The sequence below is a fragment of the Tannerella sp. genome, assembly GCF_052170195.1.
Lineage (GTDB): Bacteria > Bacteroidota > Bacteroidia > Bacteroidales > Tannerellaceae > Tannerella.
Window position 1 is genome coordinate 14,880 of the sequence record NZ_JBQNAZ010000006.1, and the last position, 19,547, is coordinate 34,426.

Consider the following 19,547-nt stretch of genomic DNA (forward strand, 5'->3'; position numbering starts at 1 on the left):
TGAAGGGAATGATCGGTTAATAAAAGAAATTATCTTATGGAATCATGGAATGCATTTATCAGCCTGTTGAATGAGATGTCGCCCTACCTCTTGCTGGGCTTTCTCTTTGCGGGACTGCTGCACGTGTATGTACCGCGGGGAATTTACATGCGCTATCTTTCGCAGAATGATTTCCGGTCGGTACTGTGGGCGGCCTTATTCGGTATTCCATTGCCTCTGTGCTCCTGCGGAGTGATACCGACAGCCATGTCGTTACGCAACGAAGGGGCAAGTAAGGGAGCAACCACCTCCTTTCTGATCGCTACGCCACAAACAGGGGTCGACTCTATCATGGCAACTTATTCGCTTCTGGGACTTCCGTTTGCTGTTATCCGTCCGTTCGTGGCGTTAGTGACCGCATTTGTTGGCGGAATGGCGGTGAACCGCTTCGCCGTCGGCAGTGAGAAAGAGTCGAACGGATCTTCTCCTTCTCCATGTGAGACCGGATGCTTTGACAATAACGATTCTTCCCGTCCGAGACAACCCAACCGTTTGATTGAAGCGCTGCGCTACGGATATGTGGAAATGCTTCAAGATATCGGCAAATGGTTAGTGATCGGGTTGGTGATTGCGGGACTGATTACCGTCTTCGTGCCTACAACCTTTTTCGAGCAGTACGCTGACACCCCGATAAAGAACATGTTACTCGTACTACTCTTTTCTGTCCCCATGTATCTTTGTGCCACGGGGTCTATCCCGATTGCTGCGGCACTGATGCTGAAAGGCATGTCGCCCGGTGCGGCGCTCGTCCTGCTGATGGCGGGGCCGGCCACGAACATGGCGGCTATTCTCGTTATACGCAAAGTGATGGGCGCAAAGACCCTTATCACTTATCTTGCAGCCATCATGATTGGTGCAGTCGGCTTCGGGCTGGTAATCGATTATCTACTGCCTGCCGAATGGTTTGCGGCTCCGCTCACCGTCACGGCTGCGGCCTGTTGCCAGCCGGATACACCCTGGTTCAAGACCTCGTGCAGCATCCTGCTTGTGCTACTGCTTGTTTATGCTTTTTTCTTGAAATACAAACAAAAACCTGTACAAACAAACGATATGACAGCAAAATATAAAATTACCGGCATGAGTTGCAACCATTGCAAAGAAAGTGTGGAGAAAGGCCTTGGCAAGTTGGCGGGCGTCACTTCCGTAAGCGTTGATTTGAACAGTGGGACGGCCTTTGTCGAAGGCACCGCTACGGAAGCCGAAGTTAAGGCGGTGATCGATGATCTCGGCTTCGGGTACGGCGGAAAAGCATAAGACAGAACGGGCGCAACGTATCATATACAAGCGCCTGTCGGGCGAAGAGAAAGCATACTTTGCCGGGCACGGATGCCGCTTGCAATAAATACTTTTACGACACGTTGTATAGAATAAGTTTTGTATCTTTGCAACGCTTTTTAGGTTGCCCCGCACGATGGGAGTGACGTGGACTTGTTGTATGGAGAAGACAACAAAAGAGATGATCAAACCGGTTCGTTTTGCCGTGGTAGGTTGTGGACATATCGGCAAACGCCACGCGGAAATGATCGCCCGTGAAGAGGGAGCGGAGTTGGTGGCCCTCTGCGATATCCGACCCGAACTCGTATTGGGTATCGAGGCATATAAAGTACCTTTCTTCCGCAGTTTGGATGCTTTATTAGAAAGCGGTATTCCGTTCGACGTATTAAATATCTGCGTGCCGAACGGTCTTCATGCCTCGATGGCTATCCGGGCGATGGAAGCAGGCTGTCACGTGGTTATCGAAAAGCCGATGGCGCTCTCTGTAGCCGATGCCGAGAAGGTCATCTACACCGGTCTGAAACACCATCGACAAGTCTTCTGTGTGATGCAAAACCGCTATTCTCCGCCTTCGGTCTGGATCAAAGAGATGATCGAGTCGGGACGTCTGGGACAGATTTACATGGTGCAGCTCAATTGTTACTGGAATCGCGATGAACGCTATTACAAACCCGGCGGGTGGCACGGAACGGCCGACTTGGACGGCGGCACACTCTTTACACAATTTTCGCATTTTATTGACGTGATGTACTGGCTTTTCGGCGACATTACCGACATACAGGCTCGATTCGATGATTTCAATCACCATGACACAACCGTGTTCGAAGACTCGGGCGTCGTTCACTTCCGTTTTACGAACGGAGGAGGCATGGGCTCGTTGAACTACTCGACTGCTGTTTGGGATAAAAACCTCGAAAGCAGTATGCTGATTGTGGCGGAAAACGGAAGTGTGAAAATCGGCGGACAGTATATGAACGAAGTCGAGTATTGCCATATCCGGGACTACGAGATGCCTGTCCTGCCGCCTACGAATCCGGGCAACGACTACGGCGCCTACAAAGGCTCGGCACAGAACCATCACCTCGTGATCCGCAACGTGGTGAATGTGCTTTCCGGTAACACCTCCGATACGATAACGACGAATGTACTTGAAGGCATGAAAGTCGTCGATATCATCGAGCGGATTTATGCGTTGAAAATATCCGGACAAAAAATGATTAAATAACAAATTAACATTAATAATTATGGCAACCGTCGTATCATCCAAAAACACCAAGACAGAGATTCTCGAAGCATACGAAAATCTTTTGGAAGAAGTGCAGAAAGCCAAAGCCAATCATCCTAAACTGCAACAGGAAGAAAAGCAAAATAAAGAAATAAGTGATCGTGTTTCCGACTTGTCAAAAGACAATATCGGAAAAAGTATCGAAAACCTGAAAGTGACTTTAAACGGTTCGTTAAACGAATTATTGGAAGGTCTTTCCATCGAATATAAGAAATTATCCGATATAAAAACGGCCATTGCAGTTGAGGAGAAGAAACTCGAAGACATGTACTCGCTCACGGCCAATACTGACTCGTTAGCCACAATGCTTCTTGTACAGAAAGAAAAGAAAGAAGCCTTCGAAAAAGAAATGACTGAAGCGAGACTTTTATGGGAGACGGAGAAGCAGAAACACAAAACGGCAGAGGAGGAGTATGTCAACGAGGTAGCCAAGCGACGTAAGCGTGAAGAAGAAGAGTATACGTACCATCTGAAAACAGCAAGGCAAAAGGATACGGACGAGTATAAGTCCAAAGTGCAGCAACTCGAAAGAGAGCTTCAAGAGAGGAAAGCGCAATTCGAGCAGGAAATGATGGAACGTGAAACGAACCTCAAAGCTGCAGAAGCAGAGTTGGTGGAATTGCGCAAATATCACGCCGAGTATCCTCAGATGTTGGAAAAGGCGCTGACGGATAAGGAGACGGAGATCACAAAGAGTTTAAAGACGGAGTATGAGTTTAAAAACAGACTCTCCGAACAGCAGAATGAGGCAGAGATTCGCCTGAAGGATCAGCAATTAACCTCTCTGCAGGAAAAGATAAAAGAACTTCAGGCACAGGTGAAAGAGTATGCCGATAAGGCTCTTCGTGCTGAAACCAGTGTAAAAGATATTGCATTGAAAGCGATTCAGAACTCTTCAATACCTCGCTACATAAAAGAAAAAGAAGGGGAATAGTACTTTTAAATGCCTGAAGCGACACTGAAAGAGAAAACAGCCAAGGGCTTGTTCTGGGGCGGAATCAGCAATTTCGTCCAGCAAGTGATTGGTATGGCTTTTGGTATAGCCATCGCCCGGATCCTTTCGCCCGACGATTACGGATTAGTGGCGATGCTGGCCATCTTCACAGCTGTAGCGAACACCATTATGGACAGTGGCTTTACCACAGCGCTGGTCAATCGAAAAACCATCGAATATAAGGACTACAATGCCGTCTTCTGGTTCAACGTGTTCGTAGCTGTCGGGATATACGTTATCCTTTTCTTTGCCGCGCCATGGATTGCCCGGTTTTATAATCAGCCGGTGCTGATCTCCCTCTCTCGCGTCTTGTTTCTGACATTTATTATTTCGGCGACAGGTGTAGCGCATAACGCACTGCTGCTAAAAAAAATCATGGCCAAGCAACGCGGAATCATCGATATGGCTGCCGTTTTCGGATCGGGGGCTATAGGGTTAATTCTGGCGTTAAACGGCTTGGCCTTTTGGGGGCTGGTCATCCAGCAACTTTCTCAAGTATTGATTGCTGTCTTACTGCGCTGGTATTTCTCCCCGTGGAGGCCGACATTTAAATTTGACTGGGCTCCGCTCAGAGATATGTTCGGATTTTCAGTCAAGGTTTTTTTAGGAGCTATTGTGGGAATGATCTCTGCAAACCTTTTCTCCGTTGTTTTAGGACGTTATTATAGGGAAACAGAAACCGGGTATTACAGTCAAGGGAGAAAATGGGCGATTCTCGGTATTTCCATTTTATCGGGAATGTTTGTGGGCGTAGTGCAGTCGGTTTTAGTGGAAGCGTCTGACAGCCGAGAGCGCCTTGTGAATGTAGTTCGCAGATTATTACGATTTGGCTCTCTAGTCACATTCCCTTTGATGTTAGGTTTGGCATTTGTTGCGAAAGAGTTTATTTTATTGACGATCGGTGCTAAATGGACGGGAAGTATCGTCTATCTGCAATTGTTTTGTTTATGGGGATGCTTTAGTTTCTTGGAAATAATTTATGTATATTTGTTATTATCTATCGAGAAATCGACAGAAAATCTTTATATTGATATCGCAATGTGCATTTTCCAGATAGCGGGTATTATCATTGTATCCCAATTCGGAATACTCGCCATGATCATAACCTATATTTTGATTCGTATACTCAGTATTTGGGCAAGACATTATTTTGCTTATAAATCAATTAAGATACAACTAAGCACAGTTATAAAAGATATATTCCCGTATGCGGCCACCGCTATCTTCTCGATTCTGGTCACCTGGTTTATTACAAAAGGGACAGAAAACATATACCTGTCATTCGGAATAAAGATAGCCCTTGTTGCTCTACTTTATACCGGAATATTATGGATGGCAAACTCCGCGATTCTAAAGGAAAGCGCTAGTTTCATATTCAAAAAAGTCAAACCATTGTCATGAAAAAGAATATATTAGTTACCGGTGCGGATGGATTTATCGGTTCTCACTTAACAGAAATGTTATTGGAGCAAGGCCATCACGTAAAAGCTTTATCCTATTATAACTCATTTAATGACTGGGGATGGCTTGAAGGACTGAATCATCGTGATTTGGAGGTTGTAACGGGTGATGTACGCGACCCGTACTTTTGTAAACACCTATCGAAAGATGTGGACACGATCTTCCATTTGGCAGCGCTCATCGCAATCCCTTATTCGTATATAGCTCCCGACAGCTACGTAGATACAAATATCAAAGGGACATTGAATATCTGTCAGGCAGCAAAAGAAAATGGAGTGAAGAAGGTGCTAATAACTTCGACTTCCGAAACGTACGGCACAGCGCAATATGTGCCGATCGATGAGAAGCATCCGAAGCAACCGCAATCGCCCTATTCGGCAACGAAGATTGCGGCCGATGCCATGGCGATGAGCTTTTACAATACGTTCGAACTGCCGGTGATCGTTGTGCGCCCTTTCAATACGTATGGGCCTCGCCAATCGGCACGAGCCATCATCCCTACTATCATAACGCAGATTATGAGTGGAATGAAAGAGATACGACTGGGTGATCTAAGCCCTACTCGTGACTTTAATTATGTCAAAGATACTTGCAGAGGGTTTATCGAACTTTCGAATTGTGACCAGGCTATCGGACAGGAAATCAATATTTGCAGCAACTATGAGATATCCATGCGTGATACATTTGAGCTGGTAGCCCGACTCATGTTGGCAGATGTAAAATTCATTGAAGATGCACAACGTCTGCGTCCCGCAGGTTCTGAAGTCTTCCGTTTATGGGGAGACAATACGAAATTAAAGTCTCTTACCGGATTTACCCCTTCATACTCGATTGAAGAAGGACTTAAAGAAACGATCGAGTGGTTTAAGAATGACAAGAACTTAGCGAAATATAAATCCGGGATATACAACGTGTAGCGTCTATGGAGAGCAGCTATAAGAAAATAACAGATTTTATTCATGATTTATACGGAGCTCCGGAAGTTCCTCTTCATGCACCTTGTTTTATTGGAAATGAAAAAAAATATTTGGCCGAATGTGTTGACACGACATTTGTATCCAGTGTAGGTCAATTTGTTGATAGATTTGAGGAAAAGATGGCCCAATATACCGGAGCGGCAAGGGCTGTTACTTGTGTGAACGGCACCAATGCCTTGCATCTGGCGCTGTTGCTTGTCGGAGTAGCGCGAGGAGACGAAGTCTTGACTCAAGCGCTTACGTTTATTGCCACATGTAATGCCATACGTTATATCGACGCACATCCGGTCTTTTTAGATGTTGATCAATCGACTATGGGACTTTCGCCGGATGCGATGCGTGAGTGGCTCTCCAGAAACGCGGAGGTAAAGGATTCGCAGTGCTTTAACAAAAACACCCAATGTCGGATAAAAGCCTGCGTGCCGATGCATACATTCGGGCATCCTGCAAGAATCGATGAAATTGCGGATGTTTGTGAAGAGTATCATATCGAATTAGTTGAAGATGCGGCAGAAAGCCTTGGTAGTCTATATAAAGGACAGCATACCGGACTTTTCGGGCGTGTCGGCGTGATTAGTTTTAACGGAAACAAGACGATCACGACCGGTGGTGGCGGAATGTTATTATTGAATAACGAAGAATTGGGAGCTCAAGCCAAGCATCTTACGACACAGGCAAAAGTGCCTCATCGTTGGGAGTTTATTCACGACAGGGTCGGCTATAATTATCGTATGCCTAATATCAATGCGGCATTGGGATGTGCGCAATTAGAGCATTTGGAAGAATTCGTCCTGAATAAACGTGAAACGGCCGAAAAATATCACGCGTTTTTTGCGACAATAGATGATATGGATTATTTCCTCGAACCTGAAAACTGTCGATCGAATTATTGGTTAAACACCATCCTGTTGAAAGACAGACAAGCTCAACAGGATTTTTTGCAGTATACGAACGCCCATGGCATCATGACACGCCCTGCATGGCAGCTTATGAATCGATTAGAAATGTTTAAAGGATGCGAAACCGATGGCTTGAAACATACACAATGGCTCGAAGAACGAATCGTAAATATCCCTAGTAGTGTAAGACGAAAATGAAACGGAACCGGAGCCTAATTCTTATAGGAGGTGGAGGCCATTGCAAATCTGTGATAAATGTTGCTGAATCTGCTGGTTATACTATTTTGGGGATTTTAGATACGGCAGAACATATAGGAAAAGAAGTGTTGAATTATAAAGTTATCGGTACGGACGAAGATATTTGCAGATACATCGATTATGCTTCTTTTATTGTTACTGTCGGTCATATAAAAGATGCTTCTTTGCGGATAAAGTTACATGAAAAGATTATCTGCAAAAATGGAATATTAGCTACCCTCATCTCTCCTACGGCAATTGTCTCTCGGTATGCCGATGTAGGGGAAGGCTCCGTAATAATGCACCAAGCGGTAGTAAATGCAGATGTCTGCATTGGGAAAGGATGTATTATAAATACATTTGCAAACATAGAGCATGATTCTGTAATAGGAGATTACACTCATGTGTCTACGGGAACAATGGTCAATGGAAATTGTTGTGTAGGAAATGCCTCTTTTTTGGGCAGCCAATCAGTAATGGTGAATGGGACAAGTATTACGGATGGATGCGTGATTGCTGCAGGATCTGTCGTGAGAAAAGATATAAAAATAAGAGGTATTTACTCAGGAAATCCCGCTTTATTGAAAGTCAGACTATGAATAAAACGATCATCATTGCAGAAGCTGGTGTAAATCATAATGGCGATATACGGATCGCGAAACAGCTGGTTGATGCCGCAGCAATGGCGGGAGCTGATTATGTAAAGTTCCAGACATTTAAGACTGAGGAACTCGTTTCAAAAGATGCCCGAAAAGCAGCCTATCAACAACGAAATATGTCTTCAACTGAAGATACTTCGCAATATTCGATGTTGAAGAAGTTGGAATTGTCCAGAGAGCATCATTGTGAGTTAGTCACATATTGTAACCGGAAAAGAATAAAATTTCTTTCCACCCCTTTCGATTTGTCAAGTATCGATTTCTTGGCTTCGCTGCATTTAGGTTTATGGAAAATCCCGTCTGGAGAAATAACGAATTATCCGTATTTAAAGAGGATTGCCTTGCGGCATGAACCTGTGATTTTTTCTACAGGTATGTGCGAAATGACAGATATAGAAGAGGCTATGAAGGTCTTATTACGAAACGGATTGACGAAAGAACAACTAACCGTGTTGCATTGTAATACGGAATATCCCACGCCGATGCGCGATGTGCATTTGCACGCAATGAAAACAATCGCGGATCAATTAGGAGTTAAAGTAGGATATTCGGATCATACCTTGGGGATTGAGATACCCATTGCGGCCGTTGCACTTGGAGCATGTGTCGTCGAGAAACATTTTACACTCGACCGAGAGATGGATGGGCCGGATCACAAAGCATCCTTGGAACCGAAAGAACTTGCCCAAATGGTGTCGGCCATTCGGAATGTAGAGAAAGCGTTAGGAGGCACAGAAAAGAAGATCAGTGCGTCGGAAGAGAAAAACAGATGTATTGTTAGAAAGAGCATCGTTGCGGCATGCGACATTAAAAAAGGAGATGTCTTTACAGAAGAGAATCTCACGGTGAAGCGTCCGGGAGACGGCATTTCGCCGATGCAATGGGAGCATGTATTAGGTAAAGAAGCGAAGCAAGACTTTGCGACGGATGATCTAATCGTATTATGAGGAAGGTTTGCGTTGTTACAGGAACCCGTGCCGAATATGGCTTGTTAAGCCGCTTGATGCATCTTATCCAAGCGGATCATGATTTAACGCTTCAGATCATTGCGACCAATATGCATCTGTCTCCGGAGTTTGGCCTAACCTATAAGGAAATAGAAGCTGATGGTTTTACTATTGATAAAAAGGTGCCGATGCCCAAGCTTGCTGACACGAGTAATGGTATTGTAAAGTCTATGGCAGTAGAACTTTCAAGTATCGCAGATGCTTATGAAGAGTTGAGACCTGATTTAATCGTCATACTTGGTGATCGATACGAAATGTTGATTGCGGCTACGGCAGCCTTAGTCTACAAGATACCGATTGCTCATATCCATGGAGGAGAAATTACGGAAGGTGCTTTCGATGATGCTATTCGTCATGCGATTACGAAGATGAGTCATTTGCATTTTACTTCTACGGAGGAATATTGCAGACGTGTCATTCAACTTGGTGAGCAGCCGGATCGTGTCTTTTATGTCGGTTCCCTTGGTGTTGAAAACATCAAGAAGATAACTTTGATGGGTAAAGATGAAATCGAAAAATCATTAGGTTTTGAATTGAATAAAAAGACTGTTATTGCGACGTATCATCCTGTAACAGTAACAAAAGGGAACAATCGAATAGAAATGGACGAATTTCTTACGGCATTGGATGAAGAAAAAAACATACGTATTCTTTTTACAATGCCGAATTCCGACACGGGAGGTGCATACATCTCAGAGAAGATCAATGAGTTTGTTGCCAGAAATAAAGAACGCGCTATCGCTTTCACTTCATTGGGAGTAAAACGATACCTGTCTGCGATGTCCCATGTCGCAGCCGTTATTGGAAACTCATCGAGTGGAATTATTGAAGTTCCTTCATTGGGAATCCCTACGCTGAATATTGGTGACCGTCAGAAAGGTCGGGTGATTTGCGATAGCATTATAAGCTGCCATAGCAATAAAGACTCTATAAGAAATGGACTTAAAAAAGTTTTATCGGAAGAGATGGCTGAAATTGCGAAAGAGGTTCGTAATCCGTATGAGAAAGAAAATACGGCACAATCGATTTTTAATGTGATTAAAAGTTATTCATTAAATAATTTAACCCAAAAATCTTTTTACAATCTTTGAAATGGAAAGATTTGCAAAGTATCTGATTGAAGATACCGCAACAATAAAAGATGCGTTGGTCGCATTGAACAAACTTTCTATTGATCCCCTGACCTTATTTGTTATCAATAACAATAAAGTTATGACCGGGACATTAACTGATGGGGATATTCGCAGGTGGTTAGTTGCAGGCGGCTCTTTAGAGGATTGTGTGCGGGAAGCAATGGAGAAAAAATTCCATTTTCTTGAGAAAAAAATAGATGTCAATCAGGTTAAGTATTTAAGGGAAAATCAAATCACATTAGTCCCATATTTGGATTCTGAAGGAAAGGTCGTAAAAATATATGATCTAAAAATAAAAAGATCAATTTTGCCGATTGACGCTGTGCTTATGGCAGGAGGGAAAGGCGAACGATTGCGCCCTTTAACGGAAAAAGTGCCGAAGCCTCTTCTTCCCGTTGGTGACAAAACCATTATCGACTATAATGTTGAACGTCTTCTTTCTTATGGCGTAGAACATATCTCTATCACTGTAAACTATCTGAGAGAACAAATAGAGTCTCATTTTAAGGAAAAACGAGGGAACATACAGGTGGAATGTGTACGAGAACCAACCTATTTGGGAACGATTGGTTCGGTGAAATTTGTTCCGACTTTTCACCATGATACCATCTTAGTCATGAATTCGGACTTATTCACGAACATCGATTATGAAGAGTTTTATCTGCATTTTCGTAAATATAATGCCGACATGTCTGTTGCAGCCGTTCCGTATTCACATTCCGTCCCTTATGGCGTGTTTGAGTTGGATGGCCATGATATTCTGGGAATAAAAGAGAAACCGGTTTTTAATTACTATGCCAATGCTGGTATATATTTAATCAAGAGATCTCTTATCGGATTAATACCGGATAATGTATACTGTGATGCAACTGATTTGATGGATTTATTGATAAAAAGAAGAAAGAAAATTATCCGTTTTCCTTTAATGGGTTTTTGGGTTGATATTGGTAAAAAAGAAGATTACGCGAAAGTACGAGAGATCGCTAAATATCTATGATAAATACGGATAAAAAGATTTTGGCTGTAATTCCGGCAAGAGGGGGGAGCAAAGGACTACCCGGTAAAAACATCAAACTTTTGCACGGAAAACCTTTGATTTGTTATTCTATTGATGCTGCAAGAGGAGTTTTATCGGATGAGCATATCTGTGTCTCTACGGACGATAAAGAGATCATTCAGATTGTAGAAAATTATGGTTTATCCGTTCCTTTTATTCGTCCGGACGAATTAGCAACTGACAGGTCTTCCGTTAATGATGTGCTCTTACATGCTCTTGATTTTTATAAACAGAGAAGTATCGACTACGATGTTGTTTTATTGCTTCAACCGACTTCTCCTCTAAGAACATCTCAAGATATAGAAAAGGCGTTCAGCTTGTACGACGACTCTATCGATATGGTCGTATCCGTTAGCATATCACACGCTCCTTCTGTTTTATGTAAAGAGAACCAATCTGGTTTTGTGGAGTTGATGCTGAATCCTACCGCAGGCAGACGTCAGAACGTTCCTGTTTATTACGAATATAACGGAGCAATCTATATCATCAATCCGAAGTCTTTACGAGAAAAAAGGATTTCAAACTTTGAAAAAAAAATAAAGTACATTATGCCCAAGCATCGATCTATTGATATTGACGATCAATATGATTTTATGTATGCAGAAACAATTTTAGCTTATGAACGTTAGTCAGAAGAATCCGATCGTATACGTTGTCCATCATGTTGACACTGAGGGTCCTTTGTATGAATCAGTCTCGGAAACATTTAAACGGATAGAAGAAATTATAGGTATCAGTATTCCTCTTTCTCCTACAAAAAACAACCTGATAAAATTACAGAAAGGAGAGGTTGATTTTCTCCGTCCGGATGAAATAGAAAAAATGAAAGTCATCATTTCTCCACATCTGCTTGAATATAAAAGCTCATGGAAAGAGATCGATGAAATGCTTTTTAGAATCCTGACGTCTGATTTCAGGAATAAATATAAGGATAGCTTTGGCAACGGATGGATTTATAATTGGCATATATTGGATCATGCGGGGTTTGAAACAAACCCGAGACATAGAGATATGGGATATCTGAATATCTATGACCATTATATGGAAATATTCAGCCAATTGGAAAATTGTCAGGTTGATGCTGTAGAATGGCATTTTCATCCGATACATTATAAGAAGCAAGCAAACATAAGTGCGACTTCTTATAACAATAATTCGAAAGTATTATATCAGATATTATGTCGTCGATTAATAGAACGAAATTATTTTCCAAGGGTGAACAGGGCCGGATTTCATACAGAGCGTCCTGATTCAAACTGGTTCCTCGAGCAATGGCTTCCATTCGATGCATCCAACCAGTCTGTAGAAAACGATGATTACTACTCCAATGCTCGTTTTGGAGATTGGGCAGGGGCTCCTCACGATTGGAGTATATATCATCCGGATATTTATGATTGGAGGAAAATAGGGAGGTGTAACCGATATATTGCGCGTGTTCTGAATTTAAAGACAAGATTTCGGAATATTACAATTGATGAGATACGGAAGGCCTTTTCAAAAGCCCGAAGAGAACAATGTGATGTATATCTGGGAGTCACAGATCATGATTTTAGAGAAATATCGGTAGAAATTGATGAGTTTTACAAAATGTTACTTGAAGTTTCAAAAGAGTATGGCGATGTTGATTTCTCCTTTGCCCGTTCTACCGATGCGTTTAGAAATGTGATCGGCATTACAGGGCAAGAGGAGAAGATCGATTTGGATTTCAAAATCGAAGAAAATCTGTTGCAATTAGATATTGTTTCAGGAGAGCCTTTTGGCCCTCAACCTTTTCTAGCTATTAAAACCAAAAGCGGAAAATATCTCCATGATAATCTCGACTTCGGAAAATTCAAGCAACAGTACTATTATACATTTGATGTTTATACTGTACCGTTAGATGAAATAGCATCCGTAAAAATAGCATGCAATGATAAATATGGGAATCAATGCATAAAAACAATTATTTAAATAATAAGCAATAGGTGTTATGGATCAATTTAAGTTTGATACATCCTATAATCAGTATTGGAAAGATCGTGTAAAGCATGCTTCTGATGGGACAAAAGTACCTGGATTGGATGTTATAGAAGAGCTTATTGCCGAGCTGAAGATATCCTCTAAAGATAAAGTGTTGGATTTAGGGTGTGGACAAGGTCGTATATTCCCGGTGATAAAACATTATACAAATATTATATTTGGTATTGATATAGACTTATCGATGATTAATGACGCAACGTTATATGATTATACATCATTGCATGTTGCCGCAGCAGAAGATAGTAGATACCCTGATAATTATTTCGATAAAATAATTATGTTAGGGACATTTGATGTAGTAGAACAGGAAAAAAGTTTGGCAGAAATAAACAGGATACTTAAAATTGGAGGAACATGTCTTATTACGGGTAAAAATGATACTTATTGTAAAGACGATGAAAAGGCTTTTATTGCGGAAAGAAATGCCAAACTAAAAAACTTTCCCAATCGTTTTACCGATGTGAAAAAATTAATCGAGCATCTTCCTGTTTTAGGGTATTCATGTGAAAAGCTAAATGTATTTATTCGGAGAGGAGACTTTGGGGATAATAAGAAAGTAGAAGTTGTAGAAGATTGGGTGCCTGAATTTTATGAATATTTTTTTATACTCAAAAAGATTTGTAATGCTTCGCAAACTGATATTCGTTTTGCAAGCGAGTTTTCTAAAACGGTTAAAGATATGGCAAAAGAACAAAAAGAAGATAATATACTTGCCTTCTTTAACGCAAACAAAAATCATCTATTTGTAAATAGAAATTTGGTCAATGATGCATAGGGTGGATATTTTAGATTTAGAATATAGTAGTAAAGGACGTGATGTAGATATAGCAGAACCGATTTTGTCCTATTTAGAACTAAAGTACAATTTAAAGATTGTACGCAAATGTTGCTTCTCAAATTGGCAATACTATTTGTTAAAATATCGGCCTAAAGTAGTCTTTATTGCAAATGGAGTTGGTTCTATACCTCAGTTCTATATTGTGAAAATAGCTCATTTTTTGGGTTGTAAAGTTGTTACGCATTGCTCGGAGGGAGATTATCAAGAAACAAAAAAGGGAGTGATCGACTTTTTTTGGGGATGGAATAAAGATGGAATTTTATACGAAGATTTGCATTTAGAATGGTCACAACGAAATATCGACTTGGTGGAAAAATATATCGGAGATTTTCCTAATATAAAGTTGTCAGGCGCTGTTGGGTTTGACAAGTATAAACTTCTATCAAAAAGATTCTTAAAAAAAACGGAATTCTCAAAGAAATACAAAAAAAACGCATATACTAAAATAGTAGGAATTGCCGGATGGGGGTTCGACCTACTTACGAATAATGAAATAAAAAACAGTATCTCCGATAGGATCTCAGAAGAAGAACGATCTAAAATATTATTATCTAAAGATCGGGTCAAAAAAATATTGGAACAAATAATACAAGCCAACCCCAGTATTCTATTCATCTTGAAATATCATCCATTAGCCGTTAATAAACAAGCATCGGAATTTTATGGTTTACCAGAACTCCCCAATGTTCTTATATTGCAAACGGAAGAAACTATTTTTGATTTGATTAATGTCTGTGATGTTTGGGGGGCTTACGAAAGTACGACGGCGATGGAAGCATGGCTGATAGGCAATAAACCTACTTTTTTAATACAGCCTGTCGACAATGACTTTGTCCGTTCTAAAATATCAGAAGGCAGTTTCAGGGTTAAAAATGCAGAAGATTTACAAGGTTTCTTAGATGAGTATTTCACAACGGGCGAATCTACCTCTTTTAATCAGTTAGAATCCAAACGACAGATGATTATAGAACGTATCATTCAATGGTCTGACGGACGAAACCATCAACGAGCTGCTGAATACATTTATGAACTTTATAAGAATAAAGAAGAGAGGCCTGTAAGAATCAATCGATTTGTATTATATGTCTATTTCAGATTTATTTATAAAAAGATAACCCGACAGATCAGAAGGTTATTAAGATTGCCATTATATGTGGATAGACGTTTTACAGATAAAGAGAGAGAGGAATGGCATCAAATATATTATAAGGCAGTAAAAAAATTTCACGAATAACGATATGGATAAAAAAGGTATTTATCTCAAACTATTAGGTTTCTATGGAAAACAAACCGAGAAAAGAGAAGATAGAGCAATTCTCGATTTCTTGCACAAAATAGACGACAAAGAAAAACTTTATATCGAAATTGGGGCCGGATTGGGACGTTTTATTCGCTTAGTAAAAGAACGATATCAGTTTCAATATTATGCGGTGGAAATCAACAAAGATTTGGCGAATAAGGTAGAGCAGATGGGGATTCAAACATATAATATTAATTTCTTAGACAATAAGTTCCCAGAGAATCACTTTGATGTTGTACATTGCTCTCATGTAATAGAACACGTCGCCTATCCCCAAATTATTCAGTTTTTAGACGAACTTATTCGCATTACTAAACCTGGTGGACATATCATTATCCGAAGCCCATTATTAACCGCAGATTTTTTTACTTGTATTGATCATATCAGGCCTTATCCACCTAAAGCTATTCTTGATTACTATTCGAATCCACAACAACAAGTTACAGGAAAATATTCTATCTCTTCTGTAAAAATAAGGCTGAGACGTGGGGCATATCAAGTCAATCCCTACTCTTATAGTCCATTATTTAGGGCTATTAACTTGCTTTTTAAGCTATCATGGAGTCTTTTCAGATTTCCATTTTCAAAGCCGAATGGCTATACAGCTATTTTTGTAAAAAAATAACAATGAACAAAATTATTTGCATCGGTTTAGGGTATATCGGTTTTCCGACGGCGGCGATGCTGGCCGGAAAGGGACTGACGGTGGTCGGTGTCGATATCAATGAACGGGTGGTCGAATCGGTGAATAAGGGTGAAACGCACATTGTTGAGCCGGGATTGTCGGAAGTGGTTGAACAGGTCGTGCGAAGCGGACATTTGCGTGCAACGATGCGGCCGGAAGAGGGCGACGTATACCTGATTGTCGTTCCGACACCTTTCAGAGGCAATCATGAGCCGGATATTTCGTATGTCGAAACGGCGATACGTTCGGTTATTCCCTTGTTGAAGAAAGGCAGTCTACTGATTATCGAGTCGACCTCACCGGTAGGGACGACCGATAAAATGAAACAGCTCGTTTACGCCGAACGCCCGGAATTGGAAGGAGCTGTTTACATGGCTTATTGTCCGGAAAGAGTACTGCCCGGCAATCTCCTTTATGAGCTGGAATATAACGACCGGGTGATCGGGGGGATTGATGAGGCTTCGACACAAAAGGCCATGGAGTTTTATACGCTCTTCGTGAAAGGTAATCTGCATCAAACGAATGCCAAGACGGCCGAGATGTGTAAGCTGACGGAAAACTCGTCGCGCGATGTACAGATCGCTTTTGCCAACGAACTGTCTCTGATTTGTGACAAGGCCGGAATCAATGTTTGGGAGCTGATCGAGCTGGCCAATAAACATCCTCGGGTGAATATCCTGCAGCCGGGTTGCGGTGTCGGCGGACATTGTATAGCGGTCGATCCGTACTTTCTGACTTCGGAATTTCCGGTAGAGTCACAGTTAATCGCCAAATCGCGCGAGCTCAATAACTATAAAGCTTTCTGGTGTGCGGAAAAAATCAAAAGCACCATGTTGGAATATGAGATGAAACGATCGCGTAAGCCTGTCGTGGCGATTATGGGACTGGCTTTTAAACCGAATATCGACGACCTGCGGGAAAGTCCGGCAAAGTATATTACTCAAAAAGTCATGCAATCCGAGCCGGAAAATCTGCTGATTGTAGAACCCAACATACACGAACACCCGATCTTTAAGCTGACGGACTACCAAGCGGCTTATGAGCGGGCGGACATTGTCGTTTTCCTTGTTGCGCACAAAGAATTCAAGACGTTGTCATGGAACGAAGAGAAAGTGATACTTGATTTCTGCGGGATATTCAAAAAGTAAGATGATGAAAAGAATAATGTTAGTTTTCGGGACACGTCCCGAGGCGATCAAGATGGCTCCGCTTGTGCAGGAGTTCCGAAAACATCCCGATCAATATGAAACGTTGGTCTGCGTAACGGGCCAACATCGGGAGATGCTGGATCAGGTGCTGAACATCTTCGGGATTGTTCCGGACTACGACTTGAACATCATGAAGCCGGGGCAGGATTTGTATGATGTCACAGCCCGAATCCTTTCCGGTATGCGTGATATCTTAACCCGGACCCGACCGGATATGGTGTTGGTACATGGCGATACAACCACTTCGATGGCTGTTGCTTTAGCAGCATTCTATCAGCAAATACCGGTAGGGCATGTGGAAGCAGGACTGCGGACACATAACATTTACAGTCCGTGGCCCGAAGAGATGAACCGGCAGATTACGGGCCGGATTGCAACATACCACTTCTCTCCTACACCGTTAAGCCGGGAGAATTTGCTGCGCGAAGGCATCGACAAGAGCCGTATTCTCGTCACCGGTAATACCGTGATTGATGCGCTCTATGCCGTAGTCAATAAGATGAAAGACGATGTTCCTTTACAATTATCACTCGAGAAAGAGCTGAAGGCCGCAGGCTATGATACAGGCCGATTGGTGACGGAAGAAGGGCGTCGCCTTGTGCTTATCACCGGGCACCGGCGCGAAAACTTCGGTGATGGGTTTCTACATATCTGTCGAGCGATTAAAACGTTGAGCGAGAAATATCCGGATGTCGATTTCGTTTATCCGATGCATCTGAATCCGAATGTTCGGAAACCGATTAAAGAGGTTTTCGGAGAGAATTGTCAATCCAACTTATTCTTTATCGAGCCGCTGGAATACTTGTCGTTCGTATATCTGATGGAGAAAAGCCATATCGTCCTGACCGACAGTGGAGGCATACAGGAGGAAGCCCCCGGGCTGGGTAAACCGGTACTCGTTATGCGCAATACGACGGAGCGTCCTGAAGCGCTGGAAGCCGGAACAGTCAAGTTGGTTGGAACGGATTATGATAAGATTGTCTCGGAAGTTTCGTCTTTGCTGGATGATGCCCAATATTACGGAAAAATGAGTCAGGCTGTCAATCCGTATGGCGACGGAAAGGCTTGTGAGCGGATTGCTCAGTATATTCAAACTTTATGAGAGTATTGTTTGTTAACCCCGGCATAACAAACTATAATCATCCGGTCTTTGAGCGATTGGCAAACGAAGGTTGTGAATTGATCATGATGTTGCCCAAAGACGATGACGGTACTATTGGAGCCGGAGTAGAACGGGCTAAAAATCAGCATCAAAGTTATCGGTTAATCCTTAGTCCGGTCGTGCGAAAGTGGTATGGAAAATCCGCTCTCGTTGATCTTAAAAACACTCTGATTCAAATTGAGCCAAATATTTTGGTTATTTGCTGGCCATATTTCCTTCAACTCTATTTTGATAGAGTATTCATGAGACTATTGAAAGAGAAACATATCCGGCTTATACTCCATGAAATACCATTTCAAGTAGCCCCTTTTAAACAATTGAGCTACTACAAAACTCATCCGATGTACAATGAGAATATGGAGCTTCAAAGTGTTGGGTTGGCATTCAAACTTCGGGCTTTATGGACGATGCATATCCGAAAATTCATTTATAGTCGAGCTACTGCATCATTGAATTATACTACTTTAGCTTATGATATTCTTCCTTCTTACGGGATAAAGAAAGAATCTATCTTTGTAAGATATAATTCGACCGACACAGATACTCTCTTTGCAATCAGGGAAAAAATTGCTCTACTTCCCCCTGTCTTGCCTCCCAAAATACGTCTTTTGCACATCGGAAGACTCGTCAGATGGAAGCGTGTAGATTTACTCCTTGAAGCATACAGGAAAGTTGCAGACCGATATCCGGAGAGCGAACTGGTCATTATTGGGAATGGCCCGGAAAAGGAAAACCTGATCCGGCAATCGGCAGCATTAGGCTTAACTGATAGAACGATCTTTACCGGAGCAATCTATGACCCTCTAACATTAGGGCAATACATGAACGAGTCGACCGTATATGTATTGGCAGGCATGGGGGGGCTGTCGATTAATGACGCCATGTGCTTCTCCCTGCCTGTGATCTGTTCAGTCTGTGATGGAACGGAAAAAGATCTGGTCACTGATGGTGTCAATGGATATTTTTTCAAGGAAGGGGATGCCAACGATCTTGCAGACAAGATCAGCCTTATTCTTTCAGATACGGATGCCGCAAAAAGGATGGGAGTTGCCGGAAGTGAGGTGATTCAACAGAAAATCAACATTCATACCGTTACTCGGCGCTATATGGATGCTTTTAACTACGCGATGCAACAATAGGTAATTCTTCGTCATGATATTCGCTGTTTTCTGTAGAAAGGTATCAAAAATATTCGAGCCTTTACTTCGATTGATTCTTATCATAAAGATCATGCGTCGTAACAAAGGGTCGTATATTGCGATCCGAACAAAACTGCACCTTAAAAGCATCGATGCCATCAAGATTGGAAAAG

The 19,547-nt window shown here is 42.0% G+C and carries 18 protein-coding genes; all 18 read left to right on the forward strand.

The features are described from left to right. Positions 1–36 precede the first annotated feature (36 nt). Complete coding sequence (locus ACTTKA_RS02910) at positions 37–1,293, forward strand: SO_0444 family Cu/Zn efflux transporter (protein ID WP_060827582.1); 1,257 nt, start codon at positions 37–39, stop codon at positions 1,291–1,293. Between the two features lie 202 nt (positions 1,294–1,495). Next, complete coding sequence (locus ACTTKA_RS02915) at positions 1,496–2,539, forward strand: Gfo/Idh/MocA family protein (RefSeq protein WP_442723961.1); 1,044 nt, start codon at positions 1,496–1,498, stop codon at positions 2,537–2,539. A 19-nt stretch (positions 2,540–2,558) separates the two neighbouring features. Further along, positions 2,559–3,533, forward strand: coding sequence for a hypothetical protein (locus tag ACTTKA_RS02920; RefSeq protein WP_442723902.1), 975 nt, complete (start codon positions 2,559–2,561; stop codon positions 3,531–3,533). Positions 3,534–3,542: 9 nt separating this feature from the next. Beyond that, positions 3,543–4,994 (forward strand): lipopolysaccharide biosynthesis protein, encoded by a 1,452-nt coding sequence (locus ACTTKA_RS02925; RefSeq protein ID WP_442723903.1) that lies wholly within the window; start codon positions 3,543–3,545, stop codon positions 4,992–4,994. Next, positions 4,991–5,971: an NAD-dependent 4,6-dehydratase LegB gene (locus ACTTKA_RS02930; RefSeq protein ID WP_442723904.1), complete on the forward strand. Its 981-nt coding sequence runs from the start codon at positions 4,991–4,993 to the stop codon at positions 5,969–5,971. The genes ACTTKA_RS02925 and ACTTKA_RS02930 overlap by 4 nt, the downstream gene beginning before the upstream one ends. 5 nt (positions 5,972–5,976) lie before the next feature. Beyond that, the gene (locus ACTTKA_RS02935; protein ID WP_442723905.1) at positions 5,977–7,128 is read left to right on the forward strand and encodes a LegC family aminotransferase; all 1,152 of its coding nucleotides are present in this window, start codon (positions 5,977–5,979) and stop codon (positions 7,126–7,128) included. Then, positions 7,125–7,766: an acetyltransferase gene (locus ACTTKA_RS02940; protein WP_442713533.1), complete on the forward strand. Its 642-nt coding sequence runs from the start codon at positions 7,125–7,127 to the stop codon at positions 7,764–7,766. The genes ACTTKA_RS02935 and ACTTKA_RS02940 overlap by 4 nt, the downstream gene beginning before the upstream one ends. Next, entirely contained in the window at positions 7,763–8,773 is a 1,011-nt protein-coding gene (gene neuB / locus ACTTKA_RS02945) for an N-acetylneuraminate synthase (protein WP_442723906.1), read from the forward strand. Before ACTTKA_RS02940 ends, neuB begins: the two co-directional genes overlap by 4 nt. Continuing rightward, positions 8,770–9,924 carry a UDP-N-acetylglucosamine 2-epimerase gene (gene neuC / locus ACTTKA_RS02950; protein ID WP_442723907.1) on the forward strand — a complete coding sequence of 385 codons (1,155 nt, stop codon included), beginning with the start codon at positions 8,770–8,772 and terminating at the stop codon, positions 9,922–9,924. Before neuB ends, neuC begins: the two co-directional genes overlap by 4 nt. 1 nt (position 9,925) lies before the next feature. Next, entirely contained in the window at positions 9,926–10,963 is a 1,038-nt protein-coding gene (locus ACTTKA_RS02955) for a nucleotidyltransferase family protein (RefSeq protein WP_442723908.1), read from the forward strand. Next, positions 10,960–11,652: an acylneuraminate cytidylyltransferase family protein gene (locus tag ACTTKA_RS02960; protein WP_442723909.1), complete on the forward strand. Its 693-nt coding sequence runs from the start codon at positions 10,960–10,962 to the stop codon at positions 11,650–11,652. The genes ACTTKA_RS02955 and ACTTKA_RS02960 overlap by 4 nt, the downstream gene beginning before the upstream one ends. Beyond that, positions 11,642–12,973, forward strand: coding sequence for a hypothetical protein (locus tag ACTTKA_RS02965; RefSeq protein WP_442723910.1), 1,332 nt, complete (start codon positions 11,642–11,644; stop codon positions 12,971–12,973). Before ACTTKA_RS02960 ends, ACTTKA_RS02965 begins: the two co-directional genes overlap by 11 nt. Positions 12,974–12,992: 19 nt before the next feature. Further along, positions 12,993–13,817 carry a class I SAM-dependent methyltransferase gene (locus ACTTKA_RS02970; protein WP_442713527.1) on the forward strand — a complete coding sequence of 275 codons (825 nt, stop codon included), beginning with the start codon at positions 12,993–12,995 and terminating at the stop codon, positions 13,815–13,817. Beyond that, complete coding sequence (locus ACTTKA_RS02975) at positions 13,807–15,114, forward strand: BFO_1060 family glycosyltransferase (protein WP_442723911.1); 1,308 nt, start codon at positions 13,807–13,809, stop codon at positions 15,112–15,114. Before ACTTKA_RS02970 ends, ACTTKA_RS02975 begins: the two co-directional genes overlap by 11 nt. Positions 15,115–15,118: 4 nt before the next feature. Then, positions 15,119–15,805 carry a class I SAM-dependent methyltransferase gene (locus ACTTKA_RS02980; RefSeq protein WP_442723912.1) on the forward strand — a complete coding sequence of 229 codons (687 nt, stop codon included), beginning with the start codon at positions 15,119–15,121 and terminating at the stop codon, positions 15,803–15,805. A gap of 2 nt (positions 15,806–15,807) precedes the next feature. Further along, complete coding sequence (wecC, locus tag ACTTKA_RS02985) at positions 15,808–17,013, forward strand: UDP-N-acetyl-D-mannosamine dehydrogenase (protein ID WP_442723913.1); 1,206 nt, start codon at positions 15,808–15,810, stop codon at positions 17,011–17,013. Positions 17,014–17,017: 4 nt separating this feature from the next. After that, positions 17,018–18,175 (forward strand): non-hydrolyzing UDP-N-acetylglucosamine 2-epimerase, encoded by a 1,158-nt coding sequence (gene wecB, locus ACTTKA_RS02990; protein ID WP_442723962.1) that lies wholly within the window; start codon positions 17,018–17,020, stop codon positions 18,173–18,175. Further along, positions 18,172–19,374, forward strand: a complete 1,203-nt coding sequence (locus ACTTKA_RS02995; protein ID WP_442723914.1) for a glycosyltransferase family 4 protein — start codon at positions 18,172–18,174, stop codon at positions 19,372–19,374. The genes wecB and ACTTKA_RS02995 overlap by 4 nt, the downstream gene beginning before the upstream one ends. Positions 19,375–19,547 lie beyond the last annotated feature (173 nt).